This is a genomic window from Microvirga sp. Mcv34, from assembly GCF_024519725.1.
In the GTDB taxonomy this organism is placed as follows: Bacteria; Pseudomonadota; Alphaproteobacteria; order Rhizobiales; family Beijerinckiaceae; genus Microvirga.
Genome location: NZ_JALJRK010000070.1, coordinates 1 through 23,698, shown reverse-complemented (window position 1 = coordinate 23,698; position 23,698 = coordinate 1). Strand labels below are relative to the sequence as shown.

Annotated in this window: 24 protein-coding genes and 2 pseudogenes; 13 read left to right on the top strand and 13 right to left on the bottom strand. The window is 59.6% G+C overall.

The window, feature by feature from the left end; all coding sequences use genetic code 11:
- Nucleotides 1-11 precede the first annotated feature (11 nt).
- The 5 genes from OC446_RS23915 to OC446_RS23895 form a co-directional block, all read right to left on the bottom strand.
- On the bottom strand, nt 12-572 hold the full coding sequence (locus tag OC446_RS23915; protein WP_262031515.1) for a pentapeptide repeat-containing protein: 561 nt from the start codon (nt 570-572) through the stop codon (nt 12-14).
- Between the two features lie 192 nt (nt 573-764).
- Nucleotides 765-1,520 (bottom strand): hypothetical protein, encoded by a 756-nt coding sequence (locus OC446_RS23910; RefSeq protein WP_262031514.1) that lies wholly within the window; start codon nt 1,518-1,520, stop codon nt 765-767.
- 354 nt (nt 1,521-1,874) lie between these two features.
- Nucleotides 1,875-2,462 (bottom strand): RES family NAD+ phosphorylase, encoded by a 588-nt coding sequence (locus tag OC446_RS23905; protein WP_262031513.1) that lies wholly within the window; start codon nt 2,460-2,462, stop codon nt 1,875-1,877.
- A 41-nt stretch (nt 2,463-2,503) separates the two neighbouring features.
- Nucleotides 2,504-3,445, bottom strand: a complete 942-nt coding sequence (locus tag OC446_RS23900) for a hypothetical protein (RefSeq protein ID WP_262031512.1) — start codon at nt 3,443-3,445, stop codon at nt 2,504-2,506.
- 258 nt (nt 3,446-3,703) lie between these two features.
- Entirely contained in the window at nt 3,704-3,940 is a 237-nt protein-coding gene (locus OC446_RS23895) for a hypothetical protein (RefSeq protein WP_262031511.1), read from the bottom strand.
- Between the two features lie 175 nt (nt 3,941-4,115).
- Between OC446_RS23895 and OC446_RS23890 the strand changes: the two genes are divergently transcribed.
- Both OC446_RS23890 and OC446_RS23885 read left to right on the top strand, forming a co-directional pair.
- Entirely contained in the window at nt 4,116-4,331 is a 216-nt protein-coding gene (locus tag OC446_RS23890; RefSeq protein WP_262031510.1) for a DUF1059 domain-containing protein, read from the top strand.
- Between the two features lie 120 nt (nt 4,332-4,451).
- The gene (locus OC446_RS23885) at nt 4,452-4,733 is read left to right on the top strand and encodes a hypothetical protein (RefSeq protein WP_262031509.1); all 282 of its coding nucleotides are present in this window, start codon (nt 4,452-4,454) and stop codon (nt 4,731-4,733) included.
- A 958-nt stretch (nt 4,734-5,691) separates the two neighbouring features.
- Here the strand turns inward: OC446_RS23885 and OC446_RS23880 are convergent.
- Entirely contained in the window at nt 5,692-5,925 is a 234-nt protein-coding gene (locus OC446_RS23880) for a hypothetical protein (RefSeq protein WP_262031508.1), read from the bottom strand.
- A 172-nt stretch (nt 5,926-6,097) separates the two neighbouring features.
- Between OC446_RS23880 and OC446_RS23875 the strand changes: the two are divergent.
- Nucleotides 6,098-6,338 (top strand): annotated as a pseudogene (locus OC446_RS23875) (L,D-transpeptidase); the annotation flags it as partial.
- A gap of 633 nt (nt 6,339-6,971) precedes the next feature.
- Here the strand turns inward: OC446_RS23875 and OC446_RS23870 are convergent.
- Nucleotides 6,972-7,322, bottom strand: coding sequence for a response regulator (locus tag OC446_RS23870; RefSeq protein WP_262031507.1), 351 nt, complete (start codon nt 7,320-7,322; stop codon nt 6,972-6,974).
- Between the two features lie 1,469 nt (nt 7,323-8,791).
- Here OC446_RS23870 and OC446_RS23865 point away from each other — a divergent pair.
- The 6 genes and pseudogenes from OC446_RS23865 to OC446_RS23840 all read left to right on the top strand — a co-directional run bounded on the left by OC446_RS23865 (nt 8,792) and on the right by OC446_RS23840 (nt 16,462).
- Complete coding sequence (locus OC446_RS23865; protein WP_262031506.1) at nt 8,792-9,784, top strand: ornithine cyclodeaminase family protein; 993 nt, start codon at nt 8,792-8,794, stop codon at nt 9,782-9,784.
- Complete coding sequence (locus tag OC446_RS23860) at nt 9,784-10,761, top strand: threonine/serine dehydratase (RefSeq protein ID WP_262031505.1); 978 nt, start codon at nt 9,784-9,786, stop codon at nt 10,759-10,761. Before OC446_RS23865 ends, OC446_RS23860 begins: the two co-directional genes overlap by 1 nt.
- A gap of 774 nt (nt 10,762-11,535) precedes the next feature.
- Nucleotides 11,536-12,858: an NAD(P)/FAD-dependent oxidoreductase gene (locus tag OC446_RS23855; protein ID WP_262031504.1), complete on the top strand. Its 1,323-nt coding sequence runs from the start codon at nt 11,536-11,538 to the stop codon at nt 12,856-12,858.
- 24 nt (nt 12,859-12,882) lie between these two features.
- Nucleotides 12,883-14,112, top strand: coding sequence for an aminotransferase class V-fold PLP-dependent enzyme (locus OC446_RS23850; protein WP_262031503.1), 1,230 nt, complete (start codon nt 12,883-12,885; stop codon nt 14,110-14,112).
- Nucleotides 14,113-14,145: 33 nt separating this feature from the next.
- On the top strand, nt 14,146-15,027 hold the full coding sequence (locus OC446_RS23845; RefSeq protein WP_262031502.1) for a GNAT family N-acetyltransferase: 882 nt from the start codon (nt 14,146-14,148) through the stop codon (nt 15,025-15,027).
- A gap of 42 nt (nt 15,028-15,069) precedes the next feature.
- A pseudogene (locus tag OC446_RS23840) lies at nt 15,070-16,462 on the top strand (aspartate ammonia-lyase).
- 237 nt (nt 16,463-16,699) lie between these two features.
- Here OC446_RS23840 and OC446_RS23835 read toward each other — a convergent pair.
- Nucleotides 16,700-17,503, bottom strand: a complete 804-nt coding sequence (locus tag OC446_RS23835) for a PIG-L deacetylase family protein (RefSeq protein WP_262031501.1) — start codon at nt 17,501-17,503, stop codon at nt 16,700-16,702.
- Between the two features lie 256 nt (nt 17,504-17,759).
- Between OC446_RS23835 and OC446_RS23830 the strand changes: the two genes are divergently transcribed.
- Nucleotides 17,760-17,960, top strand: coding sequence for a hypothetical protein (locus OC446_RS23830; RefSeq protein ID WP_262031500.1), 201 nt, complete (start codon nt 17,760-17,762; stop codon nt 17,958-17,960).
- Between the two features lie 114 nt (nt 17,961-18,074).
- On the opposite strand, the gene OC446_RS23825 is transcribed toward OC446_RS23830, so the two are convergent.
- Nucleotides 18,075-18,302: a hypothetical protein gene (locus OC446_RS23825; RefSeq protein ID WP_262031499.1), complete on the bottom strand. Its 228-nt coding sequence runs from the start codon at nt 18,300-18,302 to the stop codon at nt 18,075-18,077.
- 205 nt (nt 18,303-18,507) lie between these two features.
- Between OC446_RS23825 and OC446_RS23820 the strand changes: the two genes are divergently transcribed.
- Nucleotides 18,508-19,353, top strand: coding sequence for a transporter substrate-binding domain-containing protein (locus OC446_RS23820; protein WP_262031498.1), 846 nt, complete (start codon nt 18,508-18,510; stop codon nt 19,351-19,353).
- A gap of 290 nt (nt 19,354-19,643) precedes the next feature.
- On the opposite strand, the gene OC446_RS23815 is transcribed toward OC446_RS23820, so the two are convergent.
- A complete protein-coding gene (locus tag OC446_RS23815; RefSeq protein ID WP_262031497.1) occupies nt 19,644-20,345 on the bottom strand; it encodes a helix-turn-helix domain-containing protein in 702 nt (233 codons plus the stop codon).
- A 654-nt stretch (nt 20,346-20,999) separates the two neighbouring features.
- Here OC446_RS23815 and OC446_RS23810 point away from each other — a divergent pair.
- Nucleotides 21,000-21,209 (top strand): hypothetical protein, encoded by a 210-nt coding sequence (locus tag OC446_RS23810; protein ID WP_262031496.1) that lies wholly within the window; start codon nt 21,000-21,002, stop codon nt 21,207-21,209.
- Nucleotides 21,210-21,236: 27 nt separating this feature from the next.
- Here the strand turns inward: OC446_RS23810 and OC446_RS23805 are convergent, their stop codons facing one another.
- Nucleotides 21,237-21,458 carry a hypothetical protein gene (locus OC446_RS23805; RefSeq protein ID WP_262031495.1) on the bottom strand — a complete coding sequence of 74 codons (222 nt, stop codon included), beginning with the start codon at nt 21,456-21,458 and terminating at the stop codon, nt 21,237-21,239.
- 459 nt (nt 21,459-21,917) lie between these two features.
- Here OC446_RS23805 and OC446_RS23800 point away from each other — a divergent pair, with 459 nt between their 5' ends.
- On the top strand, nt 21,918-22,148 hold the full coding sequence (locus OC446_RS23800) for a DUF6894 family protein (protein ID WP_262031494.1): 231 nt from the start codon (nt 21,918-21,920) through the stop codon (nt 22,146-22,148).
- 74 nt (nt 22,149-22,222) lie between these two features.
- Here the strand turns inward: OC446_RS23800 and OC446_RS23795 are convergent, their stop codons facing one another.
- Nucleotides 22,223-23,275: an IS30 family transposase gene (locus tag OC446_RS23795; protein ID WP_262031516.1), complete on the bottom strand. Its 1,053-nt coding sequence runs from the start codon at nt 23,273-23,275 to the stop codon at nt 22,223-22,225.
- 175 nt (nt 23,276-23,450) lie between these two features.
- A partial coding sequence (locus OC446_RS23790) for a hypothetical protein (RefSeq protein WP_262031493.1) occupies nt 23,451-23,698 on the bottom strand: 248 nt, incomplete at its 5' end.

Sequence of the window (23,698 nt, the reverse complement as noted above, 5' to 3'; positions counted from 1 at the left end):
CACAGACTCCTTTACTGCATCAGCGATGAAAAGGTGCAGAGATTTGCGCGCTTACGACCAACCGCACTGCTCAAGTCAGCGCCGCTCAACCGGGTCAGGTACAAGTAGGACTGCGTCAGGTTCACACCCTTGAGTTGGGCTCCATTCAGATTGGCCCGCGAGAGGTTGGAGTAGCTGAAATTTGCGTTGGCCAGCCCGGTATTCTGAAATACCACCCGCACCAACTCGGCCTTCTCCAGATTGGCACCGACCAAATCAGCACCACTGAAATCCGATCGGCTCAATTCTGCTTTGTTGAACGTTGCTCCGGCGGCTCGGACCTTGACGAAGTTCGAGCGGTTCATATCGGCCGAACGAAACACCGCTTGTTCCAGAACGGCCTGGCCGAAATGGGCCCGCCATCCGATTGCTTTGGTAAAATCAGCCCGGGAGAGGATGGCGCCTTCGAATCGGGTGCGGCTGACCTGCGTCTCGTTGAGCTTCGCGCCCACCATCGTCGAGCCCGAGAAGTCGCTCAGGGTCAGAAGAGAGCCGCTCAGGACTGCCCCCGTCAGATCTTCGTTGCGCAGCATGAGACGCTCCTTGGAACAGCCTGACCAGTCCACCCCTGGCCTGGGCGCATGGCGGCATCTAAACTGGGCTTTTGACGGTTCAGTCAAGACTCCCACGGTGAGGAGTGCACAGACAAGCATGCCAGCCATTTTCATTCTGACTGAGACAATGATACGGCCGCTCATACGGCTACGCCTCTGTATCTCCACCCTCTACTCATCCGAGTTCATTCGTAGCTTCAGGACTGTCGGCAGCAGAAGCAGGTTCTGCAGAGAGTTCTCCTTTGGAAGGTGCCCCACATCACGTTTCGTTACCGGCCGATGAGCAGTAGCCGACGCGCCGCGTCGCAGCCCGAACACTTTCTGCAGCACGTGGAATGTCAGGTAGTGGTCGTCGGCAACTGCCCGCCCCGGCTGGTCGGAGAACACAAAGCCGTTGGGTCGATCGTACACGCTTTCGTCCGGCACACCACGGAAGCATTTGTAAAACCTAGCGACCTTGGGGCTGTGCAGAGTATCTCCATAAGCGCGGAGCTCTTCGGGAAGACACTCCAGCGCCGTCTGAGTCCAGTCGTCGTCCTCCGTGGCGATCACGTTGCCCTTTGGCTCGCCTTCGATCTCTTTGTCGCGCAAGGTCTGCGCCAGCGTGATAGTCGACAGATCTATACCGAGTTTGGCGATCACGATTGGCCGATTCCGACCGACCTCTTCTTGGAGCGTTCGGTAGTCGGAATAGGAGGCGCCTGTTACGACGGTGGCGCCCGCAGCCCGTGTCAGAAGATCCCACAGCACGACATGCCCGCTCAGCTGCCGCTCCTCCGCGGCCTTGTAGCCCACAGCGCACCGATTAAGGATTCCGACACGCAACTGCCTGAGCAGCCCCAGTGCGACGGCGTCGACCCCGCAGGGCAACGGCCCCGGAGTGCTCTCTGCCCGACGCGTCAGCCGCAGCGCCAGTTCCAGCAACATGGCCCGATTCCTATGCTGCGCAGACGCTTGTCAGGAGAAGCAGGGTCGGTCGCCAAAGTACGGCTGTAAGCATCACAGCCCGTCTCCTGAGCTCCCCCACCATTATGCCACCGCTCGAACCTAGAGTTGGTGTCCTCACACACATTGTGCGCTCGGTCCAGAGAGCAGTACACCTCTCAATCAGGCGTCTGTCGCTGGAGGATCGGGTTGGACATCAAGATCCACGTTGAATTCAGTCATTGCAGAGGACTTTCAGTCAGGCCACCGACCTACGTTCTTGCTACGCACTACGTTATGGTAGGTTTGGGAGCCGATCGTGTTCCAGCCCCTTTCCCGTAGCCGGCCCTTTTGGCGTCAGACCGTGAGGACGATATCCGCCCGCTTGCCGAGCGCGCGGATCTCTTCGAGCCAGGCGGCGCTCGAGGCAATGTGGGTGGACGCAATAACCTCTAGGTCTTCGGAGGCAACACGGGTTCCAAACAGAAGGAGCACCTGCTCAGGGTCGTACTTCCGCGACGTCCAGATCATGCCATCCAATGTGTGGTCGCAGTCGTGAATCGCCGCCGACCAGAGCCGGGTGGCCGGATAGGTGCTCGACGGGGTGTGAATCAGGTTCCGGCGCGAGTGTCCCCAGCGGTTGAGGTCAGGCTCGAACAGGCGGGCCAGCCGCAGGTCGCGGATAAGACGGATCTCGGAATACATGAGAGCCGAGATGGCCCGCATCGTGACGGTCTTGAAGGGAGCGACCGGGTCAATGTCATGAAACACGGACTCGAAGGCCGCGCAGGCGAATGAGGTTCCTGCGTAGCTCGTCGGAATGGTGGAGCCGTCACCTGAGGAAATCGGCGCAAATCGTGTTGCACCGAAGCCCGGATTAAAGGTTGTGGCGCCAAACCGCTGGTCGTGGAGGCGATGGATCGTCCGGCCCGCGTCCAAAACCATAGCGTTGCACGAGAGGGGTGAAGGTGGAGCCGGGACGGTTGTCATCCGACGACGGCATCCCCTTCGGCCTTAGCCGCGCGCACAGCAGCGCCCTCGTCTCCAAGGCAGTCAACGGGAGCCTTGCCATTGAGCCAGCGGTTGGATGACACGAACCAGAAGGCGATCTGCCATGGCGACAGGTTCTCCGGGAGTGCCGCCAGGACCTTGGCGATTACCGGCAGCGGCCGCCCATCACCGAACTGAAACGCCGGATAGCGTTCTGTTCCCTTTACGGTGACCGAGAACACTTTTCCGTCGGCTTTCCAGCGGCTGCCAGTCGCGCTTTTATTTTTTGCGCCGTGGCCAACAAACTCCGCCAGTTCAGCATTCGTGTAGCATGGCACGGTCTGGACGAAGCGGACACGCGCTTCGGCGTTGTCACGGTCGATCGATGCTCGGACGGCAGCCACTGGATCATGGGAGGGCAGCATCACCTCGACCAGTTTGCGGATGTTTTCCTCCGAGGTCTTAGCTTGAATATCCTGGACGATGCTGCTGATCGGGCCAAGGATGGCTTTCAGAGCTGGATCCAAGCCTTCAATGATCGTTCTACCGCCGTCGCGGACCATCTCGTCTATCACTTGATGAACAGCCTTGGCCAGCTCCGGCCTACTAAGTTCGCCAGCTACACGATAGGATAGTTGGCCATGCGCCGTCAGATACGGCTTCTTCCCGGCACTCCGCCCTTTGCTGTGCGGGAGAGCCGATGGAGTGGAGAGACGGCTCTTCAAGCCCCCCTTACGTACTCCCTTAGCTAGCTTGGCATTACCCAGCCGATGCTTCTTCGTTGGCTGTCGAACCTGAACCTTGGCCAGGACGAGGTTGCTTGCTCTCCGGCGCTTCAGTTGCATGGCAAGCTGTTTTTCCAGCTTTGTCAGCAGTTCAGCTTCAAACTCGTCGGTTTGGACAGTTCGGGCCAACTTGCCAGACGGAGAGGTCACCATATCAAAGTCCAGTGAAACACGTGAGAAACATACTGATTAACTTATTTCACTGATCCTCGTTCCGCAAGGGCGGATAAGGATGTGTCTGATCAATGTTTTGCGCTCAAAAGCTACTGTGAAAGTCTAATTAACGTTATAAGATAAGACGCGCCGCTGAAGGAAAGCCCGCACCATGTTACTGGCCCTCGATGAGCTGATGCTCGGTAATCAAGGGCTGTTGCTTGGTCATAGATCGTTCTGCCGGACACACGCCGCCAGCTACCCACTTCCTGCCGAGTTGCGCAGCTGGATGGCTCGCAGACGCTCTTGGAAGGCTGCCTGACGCAGGTGGCGGGCAGCGGCTCTCACGTGCGCCGCTTCTTCCGCCACCCCCGTGCTAGCAAGCCACGCCGCTTTGCGCTCGAGAGCCGCGATAGCGCGTTCTCGGGCTATGACCCAGCGGTCGAGGGTCTCCGCATGGGCGAGGAACTCCGATTGATGGGAGATCCGGATCATTAGTATATCCAGCATGGTTCATGCGGACAGCATACCCTGCCTGAGAAGCGCGCCGTAACGGAGGTCACGTCCCCGGCTGTGCTACGGGGACGATTGCGGCACCAGGGAACCGGTCGTAAAATTAACCTGCTATAATCTGTTCGCGGCTGGTTGCCGACCAATCCGGGAGGACACCATGGGACGCAAATTCATCGATTGCCGTGCCTTTCCGAGCGAGATGAACTGCTCGATCACCATCATCGCCGACACCGAGGCCGAGTTGCTGGAGGCGGCCGTGCAGCATGCGGTGGCGGTGCATGGACACCAGGACACCCCTGAGCTGCGCGAGGACCTCCGAGGCGTGATCCAGGAGGGCATGCCTTCCGAGGCGGCGCCATCGCGCGCCGCCTGACAGGCTTCAAGCCAGCAAGCTCCAACACTACCTCCTTTGGCGGGGGGGTGCGGCTCATCGCGTCTCCTCCCACCTGGCAGCGAGAACACGGCAAAAGCCGGTTGGCATCGGAGGAAGCCTATGCCCACGACGTCTGGACAGTCTCCTCGTTCGGCCATGGGGAACGCTCCTCGCGTGTGCCCATCCAACATCCAGCCCTTGTTGCAATCGATCCTCGCTACCCTGGCCGACCTCGACCTCGTCCATGAGACCGAGGTGGCGATAGTGCGGAACAGCACCGCTGACGAGTGGCTCAAGCAGAGCGTGATCCGCAGGCTCAAGGAACGCCACCGCGAGCGGCGCGCACCGTACGTCCGGCAGCTCGCGGCCGTGGAGGAGCGCATCCGAGCGCTCGCCGCCTGAGCAAGGTGCATCCTCAATATCTATTTGGGCCGCGTATGGTGGCGCTACCGGATACTCAGGGCCAAGAGATGGTGGCAAGCACCGGTTTATGCTCTCATCGCCGGCCAACCCTGTGTATCGCGACATCACTGTCACCTTCTGCAATGAGGGACGAGCGATCAACGGCTGAGCTAGCGTTGGGCAACCGTTAGCTGTGCGGACCACAGCGGGCGCAGAAGCGGTTCGGCCACAACGCCACCGAGCATCGCAAACGCCGCCAGGATGAAACTAAGGCGACCATAGAGCACAATGCGATCTTTAGGGGTCATGAACCCTCGCAAGCGATCGGCTGAATTCAGGGCAGCTCGACCATTATTGGCAATTGTGGCGACAATACTGCTCAGGTTTGATCGGAATGCTGCGTCTTCTCGAAGCTTCTCCCTGAATGGTGGTCCGCACCAGAGTATTCCGCGGCGGCTTCGGACTGCGAGGAGCAGATTTGACGCAATCCCTGTGCCGGTCCTCGACGCGCAACAATATTTCTGTTTATCCGCAGCCGTTTAGGGGAACGGAAGCCGCGCATAGCCGTTCGCTAAATTCACGGGAGCAGCTGGGGAGCAAGTCCTTTGAGATATGTTTCAATCCGATGTCCCTGCGCGCCTCGGATCTTTCCCCCGATCGTGTTGCCGATCACCTGAGTGTACTTGCTACAAAGGTCGATGAGATTGCCTAGCGTGCTGGCGTGTCTGCCGTCGCGCGGCTGGACCTTGAAACCACTCTGGCCGCCTTGCCATGGCCATGCCGGCGCCGCCTCGGTTTGATCCTTGAGAGTGCCCGTGTCAGCACGAACGACAAAGCTGTTCGTGAGGCTGTCGCACTTATGCTCGGTCTGGCAGCCGATGTCTGGGCCAGAACTCCTCTGCCAAACGAGCATGGCAGCGACAAGTCACAGGGATGTCACAGGGATAAAGGGCGGAACTCACGAGAGCTTCGAGTATGCGTTCCATCCGACTTCCCAGGTCGGAACCAGATGGTACCCCTCCTCCATTACAACGCTTGAGACCTTTCCGAGGCGGGCGGACGCCACAGCGACGACGACCGCAGCCTCGATGGCTTGGGGCCATTCATCGAACCGGCCAAGGGTCTCGTGGGCGAGGTGAACGGCCCAGCCCTCCCCAGACGGGCGGATGATGTAAAGATCCTGCTCGTCCATAGGCTCTCCTAGGTCTTGCCGGTATTGGAACGAAGAATAACGGACAGCCGGCGGGTCGTATTCCCCATTAACCTCTCACCAAGTCGTTCAATTGGTGTAGACCGAGATGGAACTAGATTGCCGGACAAAATCCTAATCCGCTGATCCCGGGAACCGGGTGGGTGGCCCTGCGCCGGTCACGATGCCGCGGCGACGGCAGGACCTACCGCGCTACATGAAAGGTGGCCTCGGCAATCCACTTGGAGCCCGCGCCCTGTATCTCGGCTCGTCGATGTACCGCATCCATCCCTCAAACGAGCCAGAGACAATCGGATATGCCGTCTCCTCCGGGTACATCGGTATGACCAACGCCGATGTTACTAACCTCTAAAAATCGCACAAACGTCGGCACCAAGGTTGTCGTCTTGCGCTGATAGGTGGCGTGGGTTGCACATAGCCCGTTATTGCCTGATCAATGAAGCGAACGACGATTGGTGCCTCAGTGGGAGGTTGGCGTAGAAGCGTCACGCCTGCCGATCACAGGTGACCGTCGGGAAACACTCATCAATTTCGAAGAAGCGGGGGTGCACCGGATAGCGACTTGAAGGGAAGCACGCGGGCGTTCCGCAGCACGAAGCCATACGGGCCAAGGAACCAGGGTGATGGATGCTCAATCAAGCAATCGGCGATCTCCGCTTCCCCGATGATTCCTCCTCTGGGTAGCTCACTCTTCCGTGGCAGGCCACCACCGAGTGCGATTGCCTGACACAACCAGTGCTCAGGGTTCCGACACGCCTGCTGAAAGATGCTGTAGTCCTCCTGCCGCGCGATGGCCCGAGCGTGAATCAGAACGCGCCCGCGCTGCCTGGTCGGCCAGTCTCGGTTCTCGACATCCATACCGGCGTGAAAGATCGCCCAGGCAACGGCTAGCGTACAGAAAGGGCGAGCGTCATGCAGGTCGATTCACCAGGTCCGAGGTATGCCGGGATTGACGCCCCAAGGCCTATCCGGTTCCCGGTTCTGTCATGTTCCAGACAGAGGCCGCCGCCCCGCCCTTGCATTGATGCTCAGGCCGCGTATGCCTCCACCTCTTCTGCGGGATGCCGCCGAACAAGTTGACTGATCACGCCAACCAGTTGGTGCGGGCGGTAGGGTGTGCGCACGCACGGAGCCCCGCTAACTTTCTCAGTCTCCCTCAACCTGAATGGCATTCGCGACGTGTAGATCACCTTGAGATCAGGATCGGACACACGGGCGCTCTTAGCTAGGGAAAGGCTGTCGTCAACCTGACCAAGATCCGTATCAATGACCAAGACGCTGATGCGTCGGTTCGTGCGCAGCAGATCCCGTGCCTCCTCCACAGTGCCAGCCGTGATGATCTCAACACCATAACCGGCGAGATGATCGGACGTCGTCAAGCCGGTCAGTCGATCCGGGGGAACAAGCAAAACAAGCGGCTGTCGGCTCATGACGGACTAACCCTGTACGGAGTGCGTGAAAACGCACCCTGAAATGGAAAGGTTGCTTGGAAATCAGGCACCTGCAAAAACTGCCGCAAGGCCGGTTGGAGTCATCGTCGATCAACAGGGTTAACGAGACGTTAACAGCGCCTGTGATCAGGCCGTGCCGCAAAGGCTCATGACCAAAGTGCTTGATTGTCATGGTAATCGGCTCTCACCATACAATGCTGGACCGGTCGGCCATCTGATGGAGCGGAATTAAGACTTTTAGGTTGGCTTGATAGCAGGTTTAGTTCGTGCTCTGCGCTCATGTGCAGTTGGTCTGTGCTTGCTTCAATTATGGCAGAGATCACGCCGCCGACGACTGCACCCGCTACTGCGCCAGCTCCAACGCCAACAGCGGTGCGATTCTGGGCGGAGGCAACAGATAGAAACATTGTGAGCGCCGCCAATAAAGCCAGTGTGATGACAGTCTTGCAAGCCGAGTTTCAGGCTAACCGGTCGGATGCATAGAATGTGACTTGCTGATAAGGTGCGTCATGGCGTGGCCCCCGCAGAACCGCGTTTCCCCAACGTCCGAATCTCGGTGTGTGGATTGCAACATCCGAGGACTAAACCACCCTCCAAAAGTCCACCACACCCCGGACGGAACCCCTTGCAATGTCGCTCGGCTTGGCCCGGCGGATGCTTTCTCTCGCCGGCACTGCAACCGACTCGACGGTAGCTATCGTGCCCTAATGCTGGTGAATGGTGCGTCGGTGGCCTTGAAACCGAGCTTTCATAGATCGGCTGCCCGGCCACGGTTGCGCTGAGCAGCGTGCAGCGGTCGCCGAGTTCACCCAGTATCAGGTTCATCAGTTTGCGTCCGATGCCCATGCAGCCGCGATCCGAACCGGCGCACCATGGAAACGACAGCGGCATCATGTTAGCCAGAGGGTCGTAGCATTAGCTTTCGCAGGAGGGGCTGGAAGTCATCAGAAATTATGTATTTGGCGAGTATCCGACATTTTCTGCTGCGTATCCGATGCAATACTGCTTGCACGAAGATTTAGATAATGCATTCCGGGAGACATGCGAGGAACATGAGCATCAAATCCCTGTTGATCATCGTAATCTCGTTTTTGTCGATCTTGGCGGCCGGTACCGACATGCTGGGCACGCTCGCTGCTGCGCTACTTGGCTACTTCCTGGTTTACCAGTTCTATCGCGACTGGGGAGGCGAACCGGACAAGACAGCCGGCCAAACGGGGTGGCGGAAGAGCGATAGAGGAGGGAGACTGAGGGGCTGTTCCCTAGCGTCCCCCGGCTTAATATGTCCTACTCGACTTCCGAACATGCGCCTTCTTGAATTTATCTGAAGAGCGTCAAGCTTCCGGCTGCGGGTATCGAGCGTGTGCCTCGCATTCAACCACAGAGAGCTTATGCAAATGAAAACACTGCTGCTTAAAAAAGGGGAAGTCAGCAGATTAATCTGCATGAAGGAAGTCATCGGTACGGTGGAAGAGGCATACAAAGCCTTCAACAGTGATCAGGTGGAGCAACCTGACTATATAGGGATACATCTCCCATCACCTCGTGGGGAGATTGACTTTAAGCTTGGCTACTACAAAGCCAATGAAGTGATCTCCATGAAAGCGTCTTCTGGAGGGTTCATTCATAACCCTACAGCACACGGGGTGCCTAGTGGCATGGGGACCATTCTCCTGTTTGATGCCAGGAGCGGTGCGGTGACGTGCGTTATGGATGGAAGTTTGATCACTGGTCTCAGAACCGGGGCGTCTGGAGCCGTTTCCGTCAAAGCACTGGCAAGGAAAAACGCCAAGAAAATTGCATCGATCGGGACAGGGAGTCAGGCGAGAATGCAAGTTCGGGCGATCAACGAGGTCATGAAGATCGAAGAGATCCACGCCTGGAGCCGCACCCCGGATACGCTTTCCAAATACAAGACGGATATTGAACGTGAATTCGGCATTCCTGTCATAGTCGCAAGCTCCAAAAAGGAAGCAGTTGAGCAGGCCGATGTTTTGATTACAACGACCCGGGGAAGAGGGGAGCTTGTGGACGCAGATTGGGTGAGGCCCGGCACACACATCGTTGCAATCGGCACAGATCAACGTGGCAAACAGGAGTTGGATCCGGAGCTCTTCAGGAACGCAAAAATCATCGTCGACTCGATCACGCAATGCACCGAAAAGGGCGAGACCTGGCACCCGCTAAACCGAAATATCATCACCAAAGATGACATCCATGCAGAGATTGGCGAAATATTGTTGGGAAGGAAGCCGGGACGAGAAAGTGATGAAGAAATCACGATTTTCGATTCCACAGGAATGGCCATACAGGACAATATGACAGCTAGCAAAATCTACCAGAACGCAATCGATAATAACATTGGCACTTTCTTCCAGTTCTTTGAGTGATGGCTATGCGCAACTACCCCACCATTCAGGACATCCGTGAAGCTCAGGAACGGTTGAAACCCCACATCAGGCATACGCCGCTATTGCGTGCGGAAAAAATAGAGAAAGCTGCTGGGTGTCAGCTATATCTCAAACCCGAAACCCTGCAGATTACCGGCGCGTTCAAAATTCGTGGCGCCCTGAACAAGGCCCTTTCGCTCGCAAGGGAAGAGATCGCAAACGGCATTATTGCCACGTCGTCGGGCAATCATGCCCAGGGGCTTGCTTATGCCGCCAGGATGCTGGGCGTGAAAGCAATTTTGGTCCTTCCGGTCACCACGCCAAAAATCAAAATCGAAAACACAAAAGCCCTCGGGGCAGAGGTCATTCTTTTCGATGGCGACACCGCTTCCAGATGGAAACGGGTGTATGAAATCGCTGAGGAAAACAAATACGCGGCTGTTCATGCTTTTGAGGACCCCATGGTTATGGCCGGCCAGGGAACGATCGGGTGTGAAATACTGCAGGATTTGGAAGATGTGGACACGGTCATTGTTCCCGTAGGCGGCGGGGGCCTTATCTCGGGAATCGCTACCGCTATAAAAGAAACGAAACCATCGGTGCGCGTGATAGGGGCAGAGCCTGCCTTGACACCGAAGTATTTTCACAGCCGGATAAACAAAGAGCGCACATCGCTTCCCTTAAGGAACACGATTGCGGATGGCTTGAGGATAAGCGTTCCAGGTCAAAACCCGTATCCGATTATCGAAAAGTATGTGGACGAGATCGTTCTCGTTGAAGACGAGCACATCATCGCGGGGATGCGTACCCTTGCCAAGGATGCGAAATTGATCGCTGAACCGGCCGCCTCAATCGGCATTGGAGCTTTGTTGGCCGGCTCCATAAAGGTCGAGCCGGATGAAAAAGTTTGCGCGGTATTGAGTGGAGGGAATTGGGACTTAGGCGACCTTGCCGATATATACAAAGTTGCTGGGTAAAGTTTTTCAGAACGGATTTGTAGGTTCCCTATGAATAGAAAAGTTGAACCCGCTTCTAAAAGCGTTTCAATGTGTACTCGTCTAGGGATTTTATCGAACGACGAAGCCGAAGCATCCCGAGATGACGGCCATTCGGTGATTGCCGGTTGGCGGCTCGGGAGGCTTTGACGAACTGCACCAATGACTTACGTAATAGGCAAGAGCAATCGAGCCGAGTGATGCCTGTTCCCGCCTGCCGAGCCAGACATGGAAATGAGCTAACCCGAACGCCTAGCTGCGCAGCGTGTAAGGCAAGCGGCGATAGAGAGCGAGGCGCCGAAGGTAAGATGTTATATCGGGGCGGTCCGCTCGTTCGGCGTCAGCGACCCTGAAACGGGAAGGCGCCGTTTCACCCAAACCCGATTAAACCGTTATCTGGATCCGCCTCGGCGTGTTCCGAAGATGCCTCAGTTTATCAGTTCGGAGTGCAATCTAGCAAAAAGAACGAGATAAGGCTTCCGCCAGCCCGAAGGCGGGGACCATCATTGTTGACCCTGTGGACGCCAAAGCGATCCGCCCTGTATCAGACCTCCCTTTCCCTGAACTCGGTGTTCATGGAATGCCGAGGCGAGAAGAACAGGCACATGCTAAGGTTGCCCTGCCTGCAGCAACTGCCGAAAGGCACCCCTTCTTCGGTGTAAAATTCCGAATTCGACTACCTGCTCAGGCGCATTCTGTGGCGGATGTGTCGGATACTGACAGCCAACGAACTGTCATCATCTCAGGTCTTATTCCGTGTCGCCCTCAATCCTGCGCATTCCGAGTGACGAGAAGCTTCCCGCAGCCGCCGATGTTGTCATCATTGGCGGCGGCATTGTTGGTGCGACCTCCGCGTATTTCCTCGCCCGGCGCGGCCACTCGGTGGCCCTTTTGGAAAAAGGGTATATTGGCTGCGAACAGTCGAGCCGGAACTGGGGCTGGTGCCGACAGCAGAACCGCGATGCGCGCGAACTGCCGCTCTCCGGCATCGCCCTGCGACTCTGGGACGAACTCACGGCAGAGATTGGCCGAGATCTTGGATTCCGCCGCTGCGGCCTCATCTACGCCACCGATGATTCCAAGCAGCTCGGTGATTGGGAGAAGTGGCGCGAGACGGCGCTCCGGTTCGGCGTCAATACGAGGATGCTGAGCGCCGCAGAGGCGACGAACGCAATGCCGGCTACCGGGCGTCGCTGGCTCGGGGGCGTTCACTCGTTGGAGGACGGCAAGGCTGAACCGGGACTTGCCGCACCGACGATCGCCGAAGGCGCGCGCGCCCATGGTGCCACGATCCACCAGAACTGCGCCGCACGCGGCCTCGACATCACCCACGGCGCGGTGACCGGCGTTGTCACGGAGAAGGGGCTTATCCGGGCCAACGCGGTCCTGTGCGCCGCCGGAGCTTGGGCGTCCGCCTTCTGCCGTCTTCACAAGATTTCCTTTCCTCAGGCGAGTGTGCGCCAGAGTACCCTGCGCACCCACCCGGCCCCGAACGTGGGGGAGGCGATCTATACGCCCGACTGCGTGCTCACGCGCCGCATTGATGGCAGTTATACTCTGGCCATCAGCGGAAAGGCGGTGCTGGAGATCACCCCACAGAGCCTCCGCTACGCGCGCTCCTTCATGCCCATGTTCGTCAAGCGCCTGAAGGCCGTGGAGATCGGCGTTGGCGAGTCCTTCTTCGCAGGACCGGAAGCACTGGGGAGATGGCGCTTGGACGAACCATCCCCCTTCGAGCGCATCCGCGTCCTCGACCCCTCGCCCAAGTCCCAGGCGATCGCCGCAACCCTGCAGCGCGTCAAAAAGCTCTTCCCTGCCCTGGCCAGTGTTGAGGTGGCAGAGAGCTGGGGTGGTTATGTGGACTGCACCCCTGACGCGGTGCCGGTCATCTCCTCCGTGGAAGGGATCCAGAGCTTTTTCCTGGCTGCAGGCTGTTCGGGCCACGGCTTCGGTATCGGACCGGCGATCGGGCGTCTGGCTGCCGACCTGGTTGCCAACGATACTCCTTGTGTTGATCCTACTCCCTTCCGCCTCTCGCGCCTGCTGGACGGCTCGAAGGTGGAGGTCGGGTCGATCTGATTTGCCGCTGCGAAGGAGCAGAGCATGAGTTTACCCGCCATCGAGCCTCAGGGCACCGGCCAAGGGACGACACCGGGGCCGATTGCCGGCATCGATGCTGGGGAAGAGGCGTGGCATCGGGTCCGCGCGGCCTATCCGCCCCAGCAGCCGCTGCTGAATCTGAACAATGCAGCCGTCAGCCCGCCGCCACTCGTCGTCCAGCAGGCGGTCATCGACGCTTATCTGTTCATCGGCCAGAATCCCGATGTCAACATGTGGAGCAAGCTGGATGCGGCACTCCCCGACATCAAGAAGCAGCTCGCTGAATTGGTCGACTGCGCACCGCATGAAATCGCCCTGAACCGCAATTCGTCGGAGGGCCTGTCCACGGCCATCTTTGGCATACCACTCACGCCTGGCGACCAAGTGCTGTTGTCACCGTGGGATTACCCCAGCGTGCGCGCGGGCTGGCTCCAGCGGCAGCAGCGGGACGGCATTGAGGCGGTGACCTGCCGCTTCGATCTTATGGCCAGCGACGACGACATCGTTGCCGCCTTCGAAGCGGCGATTACGCCGCGCACCCGCGTCATGCAGCTAACCCACATGTTCCACTGGAACGGCCGGGTTTTGCCCGTCAAACAATTGTGCGCTTTGGCCCGCGCACATGACATCGTCACGGTCGTCGATGGTGCCCAGACCTTCGCGCAAATGCCTGTCAGCTTTCGTGAACTCGGTTGCGATTTCTTTGTGGCAAGCCTGCACAAGTGGCTGGGCGCACCGGTCGGCAACGGCATGCTGATCGTCAAGGAAGCCCAAATCGACCGCACTTGGCCGCTGCTCGCGCCCTTCGACCAGTCGCCGTTCGGGGTCGACAAATTCGATCACTGGAACCTCGGCACCTACAATTCAGCGATACAGGCCGGAATCGTGCCGGCGATCCAGCTCCACAGAGAGATCGGAGTTCGTACCATTCACGCACGGTTGCAGGAGCTGACCCGCTACTGGGTGGGCCTCGCTCACGAAATCCCCGGTTTTCGGCTGCATACGCCGTTGGACACCGATGACCTCGGCGCCGTAAGCCTGTTTTCCATCGATCACGTGGATTCCAAAGCCCTTGAGCGAGAGCTCCGAGAGAAACACCAGGTTCATGTCAAATACCGCAAGGTCGAGCATTTGGAGGGGCTCCGCGTCTCGCCTCACGTCTACATGCTGAGATCCGACCTCGATACTTTCGTGACGGCGCTAAGGGATGCCGTAGAACACGTCGACTACTGAGACAAGGCAGACCTGCGGACAAGAGGTACGATCATGCTGGACGATACATTTCTCCTTGATGCCTTCACCGTACAACTCCGCGAGATCATGGATGCGGATCTCGATGCGCTCCATGTGCTGTCCTTGAGCGTCGGCTGGCCCCATCGGCCCGAAGACTGGCAGTTCCTGCGCGAAGTGGGACAAGGCGTTGTGGCGCTAGACCCTATCGGCCGGGTATGTGGGTCGGCCATGTGGTTCCCGTTTGGCGATGATTTCGCCACCGTCGGCATGGTTATCACCCCGCCCCGGTTACAGGCCAACGGTGGCGGGCTATGGCTGATGCGCCATGTCCTGGCACGTACCGAAGGACGCTCGATCGGCCTTCACGCGACGCAGGCCGCGCACCGCCTCTATCTGTCGCTCGGTTTTGTGGACGAAAGGATTGTTCACCAGTGCCAGGGGGAGGCGATGATGCCTCCAGACGTGGCGCCTCCCACCGGTGCCGAGGTGAGAGATCTGCAACCTTCCGACTTCGCCGCTCTCTGCGAGCTGGACCGGCGCGCCAGGGGCGCCGACCGGGCAAGCCTCCTTGCTTCGTTGGTGACGCGGTCGCGCGGCACAGTGCTCTGCCGCGAAGGAAAACCGGAGGCTGTCGCTCTATGCCGCCCCTTCGGACGCGGATTCGTGGTGGGACCGGTCATCGCGGCGACGGACGAGGACGCGATCGCGGCGGTTCGTCCTCTAGTGGCGGCTCACGCGGGAACCTTCCTGCGCATCGACACGGGACAGACGGAGGGCGATTTTGCCCACTTTGTCTCCCTATGCGGCCTGCCGGTCTACGACACCGTGACCCAAATGTCGCTTGGGCGCCCATGGGCTCCTGAGGCCGCGCGGACACCCGCAGTCTATGCCCTGGCGAGCCATACCACTGGCTGAACGACGAAAGACCTCGGTGATCCTGTGATTCCGACGAGTCCCATGCTCCTCGAGACCAGTCGTGGCTCTATGCGTGTCGAGCACGACCTACTGGGTGATCTGGCGGTTCCTGCTGACGCCTATTACGGCGTGCAGACGGCCCGCGCTCTGGACAATTTCCAGATCACCGGCACACCACTATCCCATTTCCCGAACTTCGTGCATGCGCTGGCGATGGTGAAGAAGGCAGCCGCTCGCGCTAACCGCAAGCTCGGCCTTCTCCCGAAGAGATTGGAGATGGGATCTCGGCGGCCTGCGACGAGGTGATCGCCGGACGATGGCATGATCAGTTGGTCGTTGACATGATCCAGGGTGGTGCCGGCACCTCGACCAACATGAACACCAATGAGGTGATCGCCAATCGCGCGCTGGAGCTTATGGGATACGAGAAGGGGCAGTACGAACACCTTCACCCCAACAACCATGTTAACCTGTCGCAATCCACCAACGACGTCTATCCGACCGCCATCCGGCTGAGTCTCATCTTGAGCTACAGCGACCTCACCCGGGCCATGGAAAACCTCTGCGCCGCCCTACGCGCCAAGGGCGTAGAGTTTGCGCACATCATCAAGATGGGACGAACCCAGCTGCAGGACGCCGTTCCCATGACGCTCGGCCAGGAATTTCGGGCCTTCGCGACCACCATCAGTGAGGACATCGAGCGCACCCACGAACTGGTGAGATTGTTGCGCGAGGTTAATCTAGGAGCGACCGCCATCGGCACCGGCATCAATACGGATCCGGGCTACGCGGCACTTGTAGTTTCCGAACTTTCCGAGATCAGCGGCGAAGACCTGGTGCTGGCGGCAGACCTCATCGAAGCCACGTCGGATACGGGCGCGTTCGTCACCTTTTCGGGGGGCTGAAGCGCATCGCGGTGAAGGTTTCCAAGATCTGCAACGATCTGCGCCTCCTCTCTAGCGGCCCGCGGGCGGGATTGGGGGAAATCAACCTGCCGCCGGTACAGCCGGGCTCTTCCATCATGCCTGGCAAGGTCAATCCGGTGATTCCGGAGGTGGTCAACCAAGTGGCTTATCAGGTCATCGGCAACGATCTGACGGTGACATTTGCGGCTGAAGCCGGCCAGTTGCAACTCAATGCTTTCGAGCCGGTGATCGCTCTCAACATTCTCCAGTCCATGCGCATCATGACGCGTGCTATGACGGCGCTGGCCGAGCGCTGCATTAAGGGCATCACCGCCAACGAGGACCACTGCCGCAAGGTCGTCACCCACGGCATCGGGGGGCTTCAGCACGCCTCGAAGCGGATCAACTTTTCCGATCGCCTGCTCAGGCGCCTGCCGCTGGCTTCGGCCAGCCTCGTGGGCGTGCTTGGCGCCGTCATGCTGGTGCAGGGACTCGTCGACCTCGCGGCACCGGCGACGGCCCTGTCGTGAGGCTCATGTCCCGGACTGCACCTTTACGCGGCAACTTCGGCTTGGCTGCCAGAAGGTGACCTATCGGCAATGTCTCGGATATGCCAGGAGGCGACATTCTGGGTGTACGAGCAGAATTTCGCGGAAGGCTGTTTTTGACGAGCGGTTCAACCTCGCACGATCAAGGTCTGTGGCGATTGAGCACGGCGCTCGGACTCCTGACGCTGCCCGTCGCTCTCTCACAGGCAAGGCCCCGGGTTACCTCTCGGGGCCTTCGCCGTCTCTGGCTGTCACGGGCCAGAAGCGCTCGGCCGGGCCGAGTTCCCCGCCTACTTCCTGTGCGAAGCCTGTCACCGCCCCGCGAAAGTCCTGGGTGAAGCGGAAGATCACCGGCACCTGGCTGGCATAGCAGGCAATCGCCTCGAGCCGCTGCTCCAGGGTCTCTCCGATCGGCACCAGCACCGGATCGCCCACCCTGCCGCTGAGGGCAGCCAGCCGGGTGCGGCGTCCCTCGGGCGTATGGATGGCATAGGGGCAGTCCTCGTAGGCATAAACCTCCACTCCTTGGTAGGCGAGGCAGCGGCCGGCCTCGAACACGAGCTGGTGATCCACATGCGAGCCGATGCCCAGCGGCACGAACACGCGGTTGTTCTCGCGCCACTCCGGCAGGTGGCGGATCTCCTCGGCCAGATGCGAGGCCAGCTCCCGCTCCTCAGCCGGCAAGGGTCCGAACAGCTCGTGGTCCGAGGTGTAGCGGTCGCGGTAGATGGCATCGGGCAGCCCGAGCCAGCGTACGTCACAGCCCAAGGTGCGGGCGGCTGCCGCATCCTCGGCCCGTCTGGCCTCGAGCACCTGATCGGGATCGGTGAGCCTCCAGCGCTCGTGCTTCCAGGCGGCGAACTCGCCCACCATCTGCGGCAGCAGCTCGCTGGCAAACACCGTCACCATGTGCGGCTCATGTCCGTTCCTTGCGAGCAGCGCCACCGTGCCGCCGCAGGAGAGCGGCACGTCATCGTAGTGCGGCTGGATGAACAGGGCAGGACCGGACGTCAGGGCAGGCATGGAGCCGATCTAGGGCATTACCCCGGAAGAGGCAAAGCTGACCTGTGCATCCGGAGCCATAGCCAAAGGAGAGCTTCGACGCGGCGGCTTGCCGAGGTAAGCTGGTGTCAGCGGCCTCTCATGGCCTGGTCCGCTGGACCGCCTTGATCGCGAGGCCCGGCGCCGGCTGATCGGGGCTGTTGATGAGAGCTCCCGATCGGTCGGCGTTTCCCTTGGCTGTGGGCATCATCTCGGGCTGCGTTGGAGGCGGTAAGCCGTGAATCCTCTCGGTCATGACCAGGCAGCCGAGTACCGCCGGCAGGCGCAGGAGATCCGATCCATCGCCCAGAGGATCTCAATCACCGAGGCCCGCGAACAACTCCTCGAGTCGGCCGAACGCCTCGAACGGCTCGCCGAGGCAGAGGAGCGTAAAGCGCATCCCAAGGGTTCCAAGCCAGAGCCCAACGCACAGGAGTGATGACCGCGTTCCCTGCCAATCGATGCCGAGGACCTCTTCGGCTAGTCGGGGCGCTGCCGGGCTGTCGTTCCAGCCGGGCCTGGGCGAAAGCGGTCGGGCTCTTTTGAAAAGACGCTACTGTCGTGTGAGGACGTCGAGGATCCGTTCCCGCTGAGCGTAAAAGTAGTCGAGGACCTGCTCCAGGCCCTGGAGCACGGCCTTGGCCGTTTCGGCATCGGCCCCCTGCTCGGTCATCCGCTCGATCCGGGCGATCTGCCGGGAGACGAGCCGCTGGGTATCGGCGATGTTCTTTTCAAGCTGGGCGAGTTCGGGATGCACCTCAAACATAGTCGCCCAAATCATGAGATCGGGTGCGGGTTCCCCAATGGACCCCGGATTTCCAACAACAGGACACAATGGAATATAGTGTCAAACTGCGGAATGGGCACCTGACAGGAAAGGCATTCTGCCCCTGGGCAGGCACTTGAATGAGAAGGCGAGGCGATCGCAAGGACAGCGCTGCGCGAAGATGGTATCAAATGACCACCTGACCCGAGAGGTGGCGGCCATGCGGCGAGCACCCCGACGTCCATTCTGGTACCTCACAAGCTCCGTCGTCGCGAGCCTACTCGCGCTGGCCGACCCGGCGGGGGCACAGGGCGCGGGAAAGCTCCCGCCGCTGACGGTATGCGCCAGCCCGGCGGCCCGGATGGAGGCTGCCCCGACAGGATCGCTGCGGCTCGGCTTCGCCCTTGTTGGGCTATGGGCGACCCGTGATCCGGGAAGCGGGCGGCTTCAGGGGCTCGCGATCGAACTCGGGACTGCTCTCGCCGAACAGCTCGGTCTCGCACTGACGCCACTGCCCCACCCCAACCTTTCCAGCTTGATCGAGAAGGGCCGTGCAGGGGAGTGGGATATGGCGATCAGCGTCGTCACGCCGGAGCGCCGTACGCTGTTCGACTACTCGCCCACCGTCATGCTGGACGAGGCGACCTACCTTGTCCCGACCGGGTCGGACATTCGCGTCGCGGCTGATGCCGATCGGCCCGGCACGCGCATTGCGGTGGTTAGGAACAACCCGACCGACCTCTACCTGACCAACACCATACGGTCCGCTGAACTGATCCGGGCGGAGAACGAGCAAGCGTCCATCGAACTCGTGCGATCGGGGAATGCCGACGTGATGGCACTTGCGCGCTGGAACGTGCCCGGCCGTCTCAAGCTGCTGCCCGGCTACCGCAGTCTGAACGAGAACTTCGCGTCCCAACCTGTAGCCATCTCCCTTCAGAAGGGTCGGCCCGCCGCGTTGGCCTGCCTTGAGGAGTTCGCGCAGCAGGGCCTCCGAACGGGTCTTGTCCAGGACGCCATCGCGCGCAGCGGCCATGTGGGGATTGCGGTTCCAAGCGCCCCCTGAATAGGCCCAATGCTGGCACAAGACGGTGCGTTGCCGGTTCGTTCTACCTTAGCGCTCAATCAGGAACACATCTTGCGCTAACCCCGAAATGTCGCTGTTTGTGCCAAATAGAAACGTCAGTGAAGTCTAGCTGGAGTTAAGGGGCGCAAGCTGGGATCTGATCCTTGCCCAGCTGGCCAGGGTTGCTGGGAAAGGATCAGATCCCATTCCAGATATTGCAATGAACCCGATCGGCGGATCTGGAAAAATGCCATCAAATTCTGGCCGGGCAAAGCGGCATCAGCTGTCAGCTAATGGGCCTTAAACATGTGCCCATCACCTTGGCCACGCCGCCGCGGGGCCTTGGAGGAACGCTTCTCATCCCGCTCCTGCTGGATTTGCGCCACATAGGCCAGCGCCGTACTCAACCGCTTGTTCTCAACAATCGCCGCCTGGGTGACCCGCCGCAGCTTGTCGTAGGTGCGGAAGGGCAGATCAAGGCCCTTGTGGCGGATGGCCAGTCGTCCATCAGGGTAATCAAACACTGTGACCCGCTGGCGGGCGAGGGGACGGGTGATCTCGTTCGGCTCGAGAATGAACAGCACCTTGTCGTACTGAAGCGTCAGGTTGTGAGTGACCGTGCGCTCCTCCTTCCAGAGCCCGGCCGCCATCATCCATTTGCGCAGGGTCTCACGCCCGACATGCAGATCGTGGCGCTCGGCCAGCTTCTCACAAGCAAGGGTCGGGCCGAAATCCGGATAGTGCGTCCGCACCAAAGCCACGACCGTCTGTCGCAGGGCCGGATGATGGCGCCGGTTGCTGGGGCGACCACGCTTGCGCGACACAAGACCCGGCACACCGTCCTGTCGGAACCGCCTCAGGAGCCGCCATGCCTGGCGCTCGGTCAGGCGCAGCATCTGCGCTGCCTGACGAGCGGTGAGGCGGCCTTCAGCGAAATCCATCACCACCGTTAACCGGTTCAATTCTGCCTGGCTCATACAAATGACCGTCATTGCCCAGCCGCCTCGTGGATCGTGGGGACGATCCCAAGGCTGACATCTCTAAATGGCAGGGCACTGACATCTGTATATGGCAGCTACAGTCACGGTTGCGCTCAAGGCCGTTTTTGACAACAGCTTAGAAGCCGAGCTGTTTGAATGTGTTCCCGCACAACGCCCTAATATTAACATGGATTAAGCTTTACTTCTCCGCGCTCGCCCAAGACTCGGGAGCTGCATCCCCGAGCCAAGACGACAAGGTCAACCTTGGGAGCAGTGCAGATGCCCAACCACTTCAGCGACCGTTGGGGAGGTCCAATTAGAGGCCTCCATCTCCCTCTCAGAGTTTGGGACACCTTGAGGGACGAAGGCATAACAACCATCGACCAGCTTAGAGCAGTGGCAGATCAGCTCGAACGGCTCCCTGGCATTGGAGTCAAAATGGCTCGGCTAACTCGGGAAGAACTCGCTCAGGCATCAGCTCACGAAGGGGACTCATCAAGCCAGAATTTCCGATAATCCCGTATGGAACGGAATTGCATTCAGGACGTATGAGCCTCCACGGATGGTGAAACCGAGCAAGCTGTGCTGATGTTGCCGCTCGCGGAGATCATGCATGACGGTAACAGGGACGGTTGCCTGGTTCGACCAAACCAAACAGTTGGGTTCGTGGCGCTGGAGAGAGGCCAGGGCGACGCCTTCCTGCACATGTCAGTGCTCAAGGAGGCCGGCTATGTCTGGCTTCCGCGTGGAACCACGGTGCGGGTCAGAGTCGAGCACGATCGTGGCAAGCAGCGCGTTGCCGAGGTTCTGGAAATCGACACCAGCACTGCCCGGCCTGGGGAGAACGAGGCAATCCGGCGCAAGCCCAAGACCTGAGCGCGTGAGCACATTTCTGACAAGCGGCTAGCCTCGGGCGATTGCGTCTAGGATCAGCCCTCGATGGGTGTGCCAGATCTCAAGGGTGTCCTCGAAGTTCTGAAGCAGCTTCTTGGCTTCCGTCGTATCATGGCCGCACCGGGTCAGGTTCTGGATCAGGACGATCTGCTCGGCGATCCGCCGTTTGCCCTCAGCGAGATGGCGATCTGCTAGGATCAGATATTCACGTTCCTGCTGGATGTTGACCATGGCAGCACTCCCTGGCCTTGTAGGCGGGAGCGCGCGTCTCTCTCAGTCAACCAGAGCCTACGGGTTCGGAACGACTGGTGATGGAGCCATTCTACGCCTGATGAGGTGTCGAACGTTAGGCTTTTAAGGTGCGTTGATAATCTTATTGCTTTGCCACCAGGAGCGGCCTTGTATTCTCCTCGCTACGATAAGGCCGCCGAGTATCGGCGGCAGGCTCAGGAGGTCCGGAAGCTCGCCCGTCAGATCTCGATTAATGACGCCCGTCGTCAGCTTCTTGAGACCGCCATACATTTGGAGGCGCTGGCGGAGGAGGAAGAGCGCAGGGTCCGAGAAACTGCCCCCGATCAGGTCCCTCGCGCAACAGAGGAATAAACGCCACAAATTTCCGATAAGCCCATGTACGGAACGGTGAGCGAGCCTCTTGGCTTAGTAGTCATTGCCCCAAGGGCCAGCGTATCCATGCCGCGTTATTACCTTCACATTCACACCGGCCATGAACTTGAGCCAGACCCAGAGGGCGATGACTTTCCGGACCTTGGGGCCGCCCAAGCGGAGGCTAAACGGGTGATTGGGGAAGTCTGGCTCGATTGGCCTGAAGCCCGAATTGGCATGGCAATCGAGATTGTTGATGAGACTGGCCAAACCGTGCTGCGGGTTCCCTTCGCGGACGTGATCGGGCGGATGCAGTGAAGCCCAGTGGGCCAGGTGCGTTCAATAACGCCGATTGCAACTGTGGAATCAAGCCGAAGTGCGAGGGCTGATCGTTAGGGGTATCCTCTCACCCAGGGCTTGCCGGGGCTGCGCTGGTCAGGGTTGCTCAGCCCCTGCAAGCCCGGATCCAGAGAACTCATGAGAACCTCGGCCGGCGTGCGGTAGCCCAGACACTTGCGTGGCGTCTCATTGAGTCGTTCACAGAGATCGAGCAGCGTCTCCTCGGAAAGAACGGCAATATTCGTATCTCGTGACAGGAAGCGCCGCACCCGGCCATTGGTGTTCTCGACCGTGCCCTTCTGCCAGGGCGCTTGCGGCTTGCAGAAGTAGCTGTCGATGCCGAGCTTGTGCTTGAGCAGACGGTAGGAGGAGAACTCCGTACCTCGATCAAAGGTGACCGACTGCCGGGCCGGAGCGGGCAGGGCTTGCAGCTTCTCGATCATGCCAAGCATGACACCCGCTGAGTTGCGGTCGCGATTGCGGGTGAGGATCGTGTAGCGGCTCTGACGCTCCACCAGCGAGGTCAGGTTGTGCTGGCCCAATTCCCTGCGGAACATCATCAGGTCGCCCTCCCAGTGGCCGAAGCTGGTGCGAGTTGCGATCTCCGGTGGACGCTGCTCGATGGTGTTGCATGCCGGAATGAAGAGACCGCGCGGCTTGCGCTGGTAGCGGGTTCGCCGTCGGCGCCGTGCCATGGGCAGTTCCTTGTACAGCCCGAGATGCTGCCCCTGGGGACCATAGACAAACCGGTAGATCGTCTCATGCGAGATGCGCTCGGGTGCGCCTGATACCCGCAAACGGCCGGCGATCTGTTCCGGCGACCAAGCCGCCTTGAGGCAGTCGATCACATGGACGGCCAGAGCGGGCTGGCGGGAGAGCTTGCCCAAGCGCTGACGCCGGGCACGAGCCTGCATGTCGGCCGCCACATGAAAGTAGCCTCGATAGAGCGGTTCCTCATCATGCATCCAGTTGCGGGAGATCTCGCGGTAGATCGTTGAGGGATGGCGGCCCAGGCGCTGAGCGATGACAGCCACGGGGATCTGAGCCGAGCGCAGGCGGTAAATCTCGCGACGCTCTGCCAAGGAGTATAGGGCAGGGTCATGCAGCCTCCGTGCGAATGTGGTCCTTGTACTTGTAACAGCATTCGCACTTCAGATTAGAATCCACCAACACCCGGCGGTAATTCGCAGAATTGCCTTTAAGGAATCGGATATTGTGTCTTTTGAGCGTATTCGGAAGTTGAGTTTCCGTGAGACAGCCTGACTTCTGTAAACACCTAGTCTAACGGCCTTGTTCAGGCCCCCTGTGGCCAATGCCAATACTGGCGATAACTTGCACGTCGAGTGGGCCAAAATCTGCGGCCCCGTTTAACCTGGGTGAAGGTAGCAGTTCTGCAGGGAGCGCATTCTGCACATCGTGGATTGAGCCTTTTGCAATCCCCCTGGCGTCGATCCACGTCCACAGAGATGCAGACTGCGGATTCCGACGCAATCCGGACAGGTATTCCGATTTGAAGCCGGACAGCATTC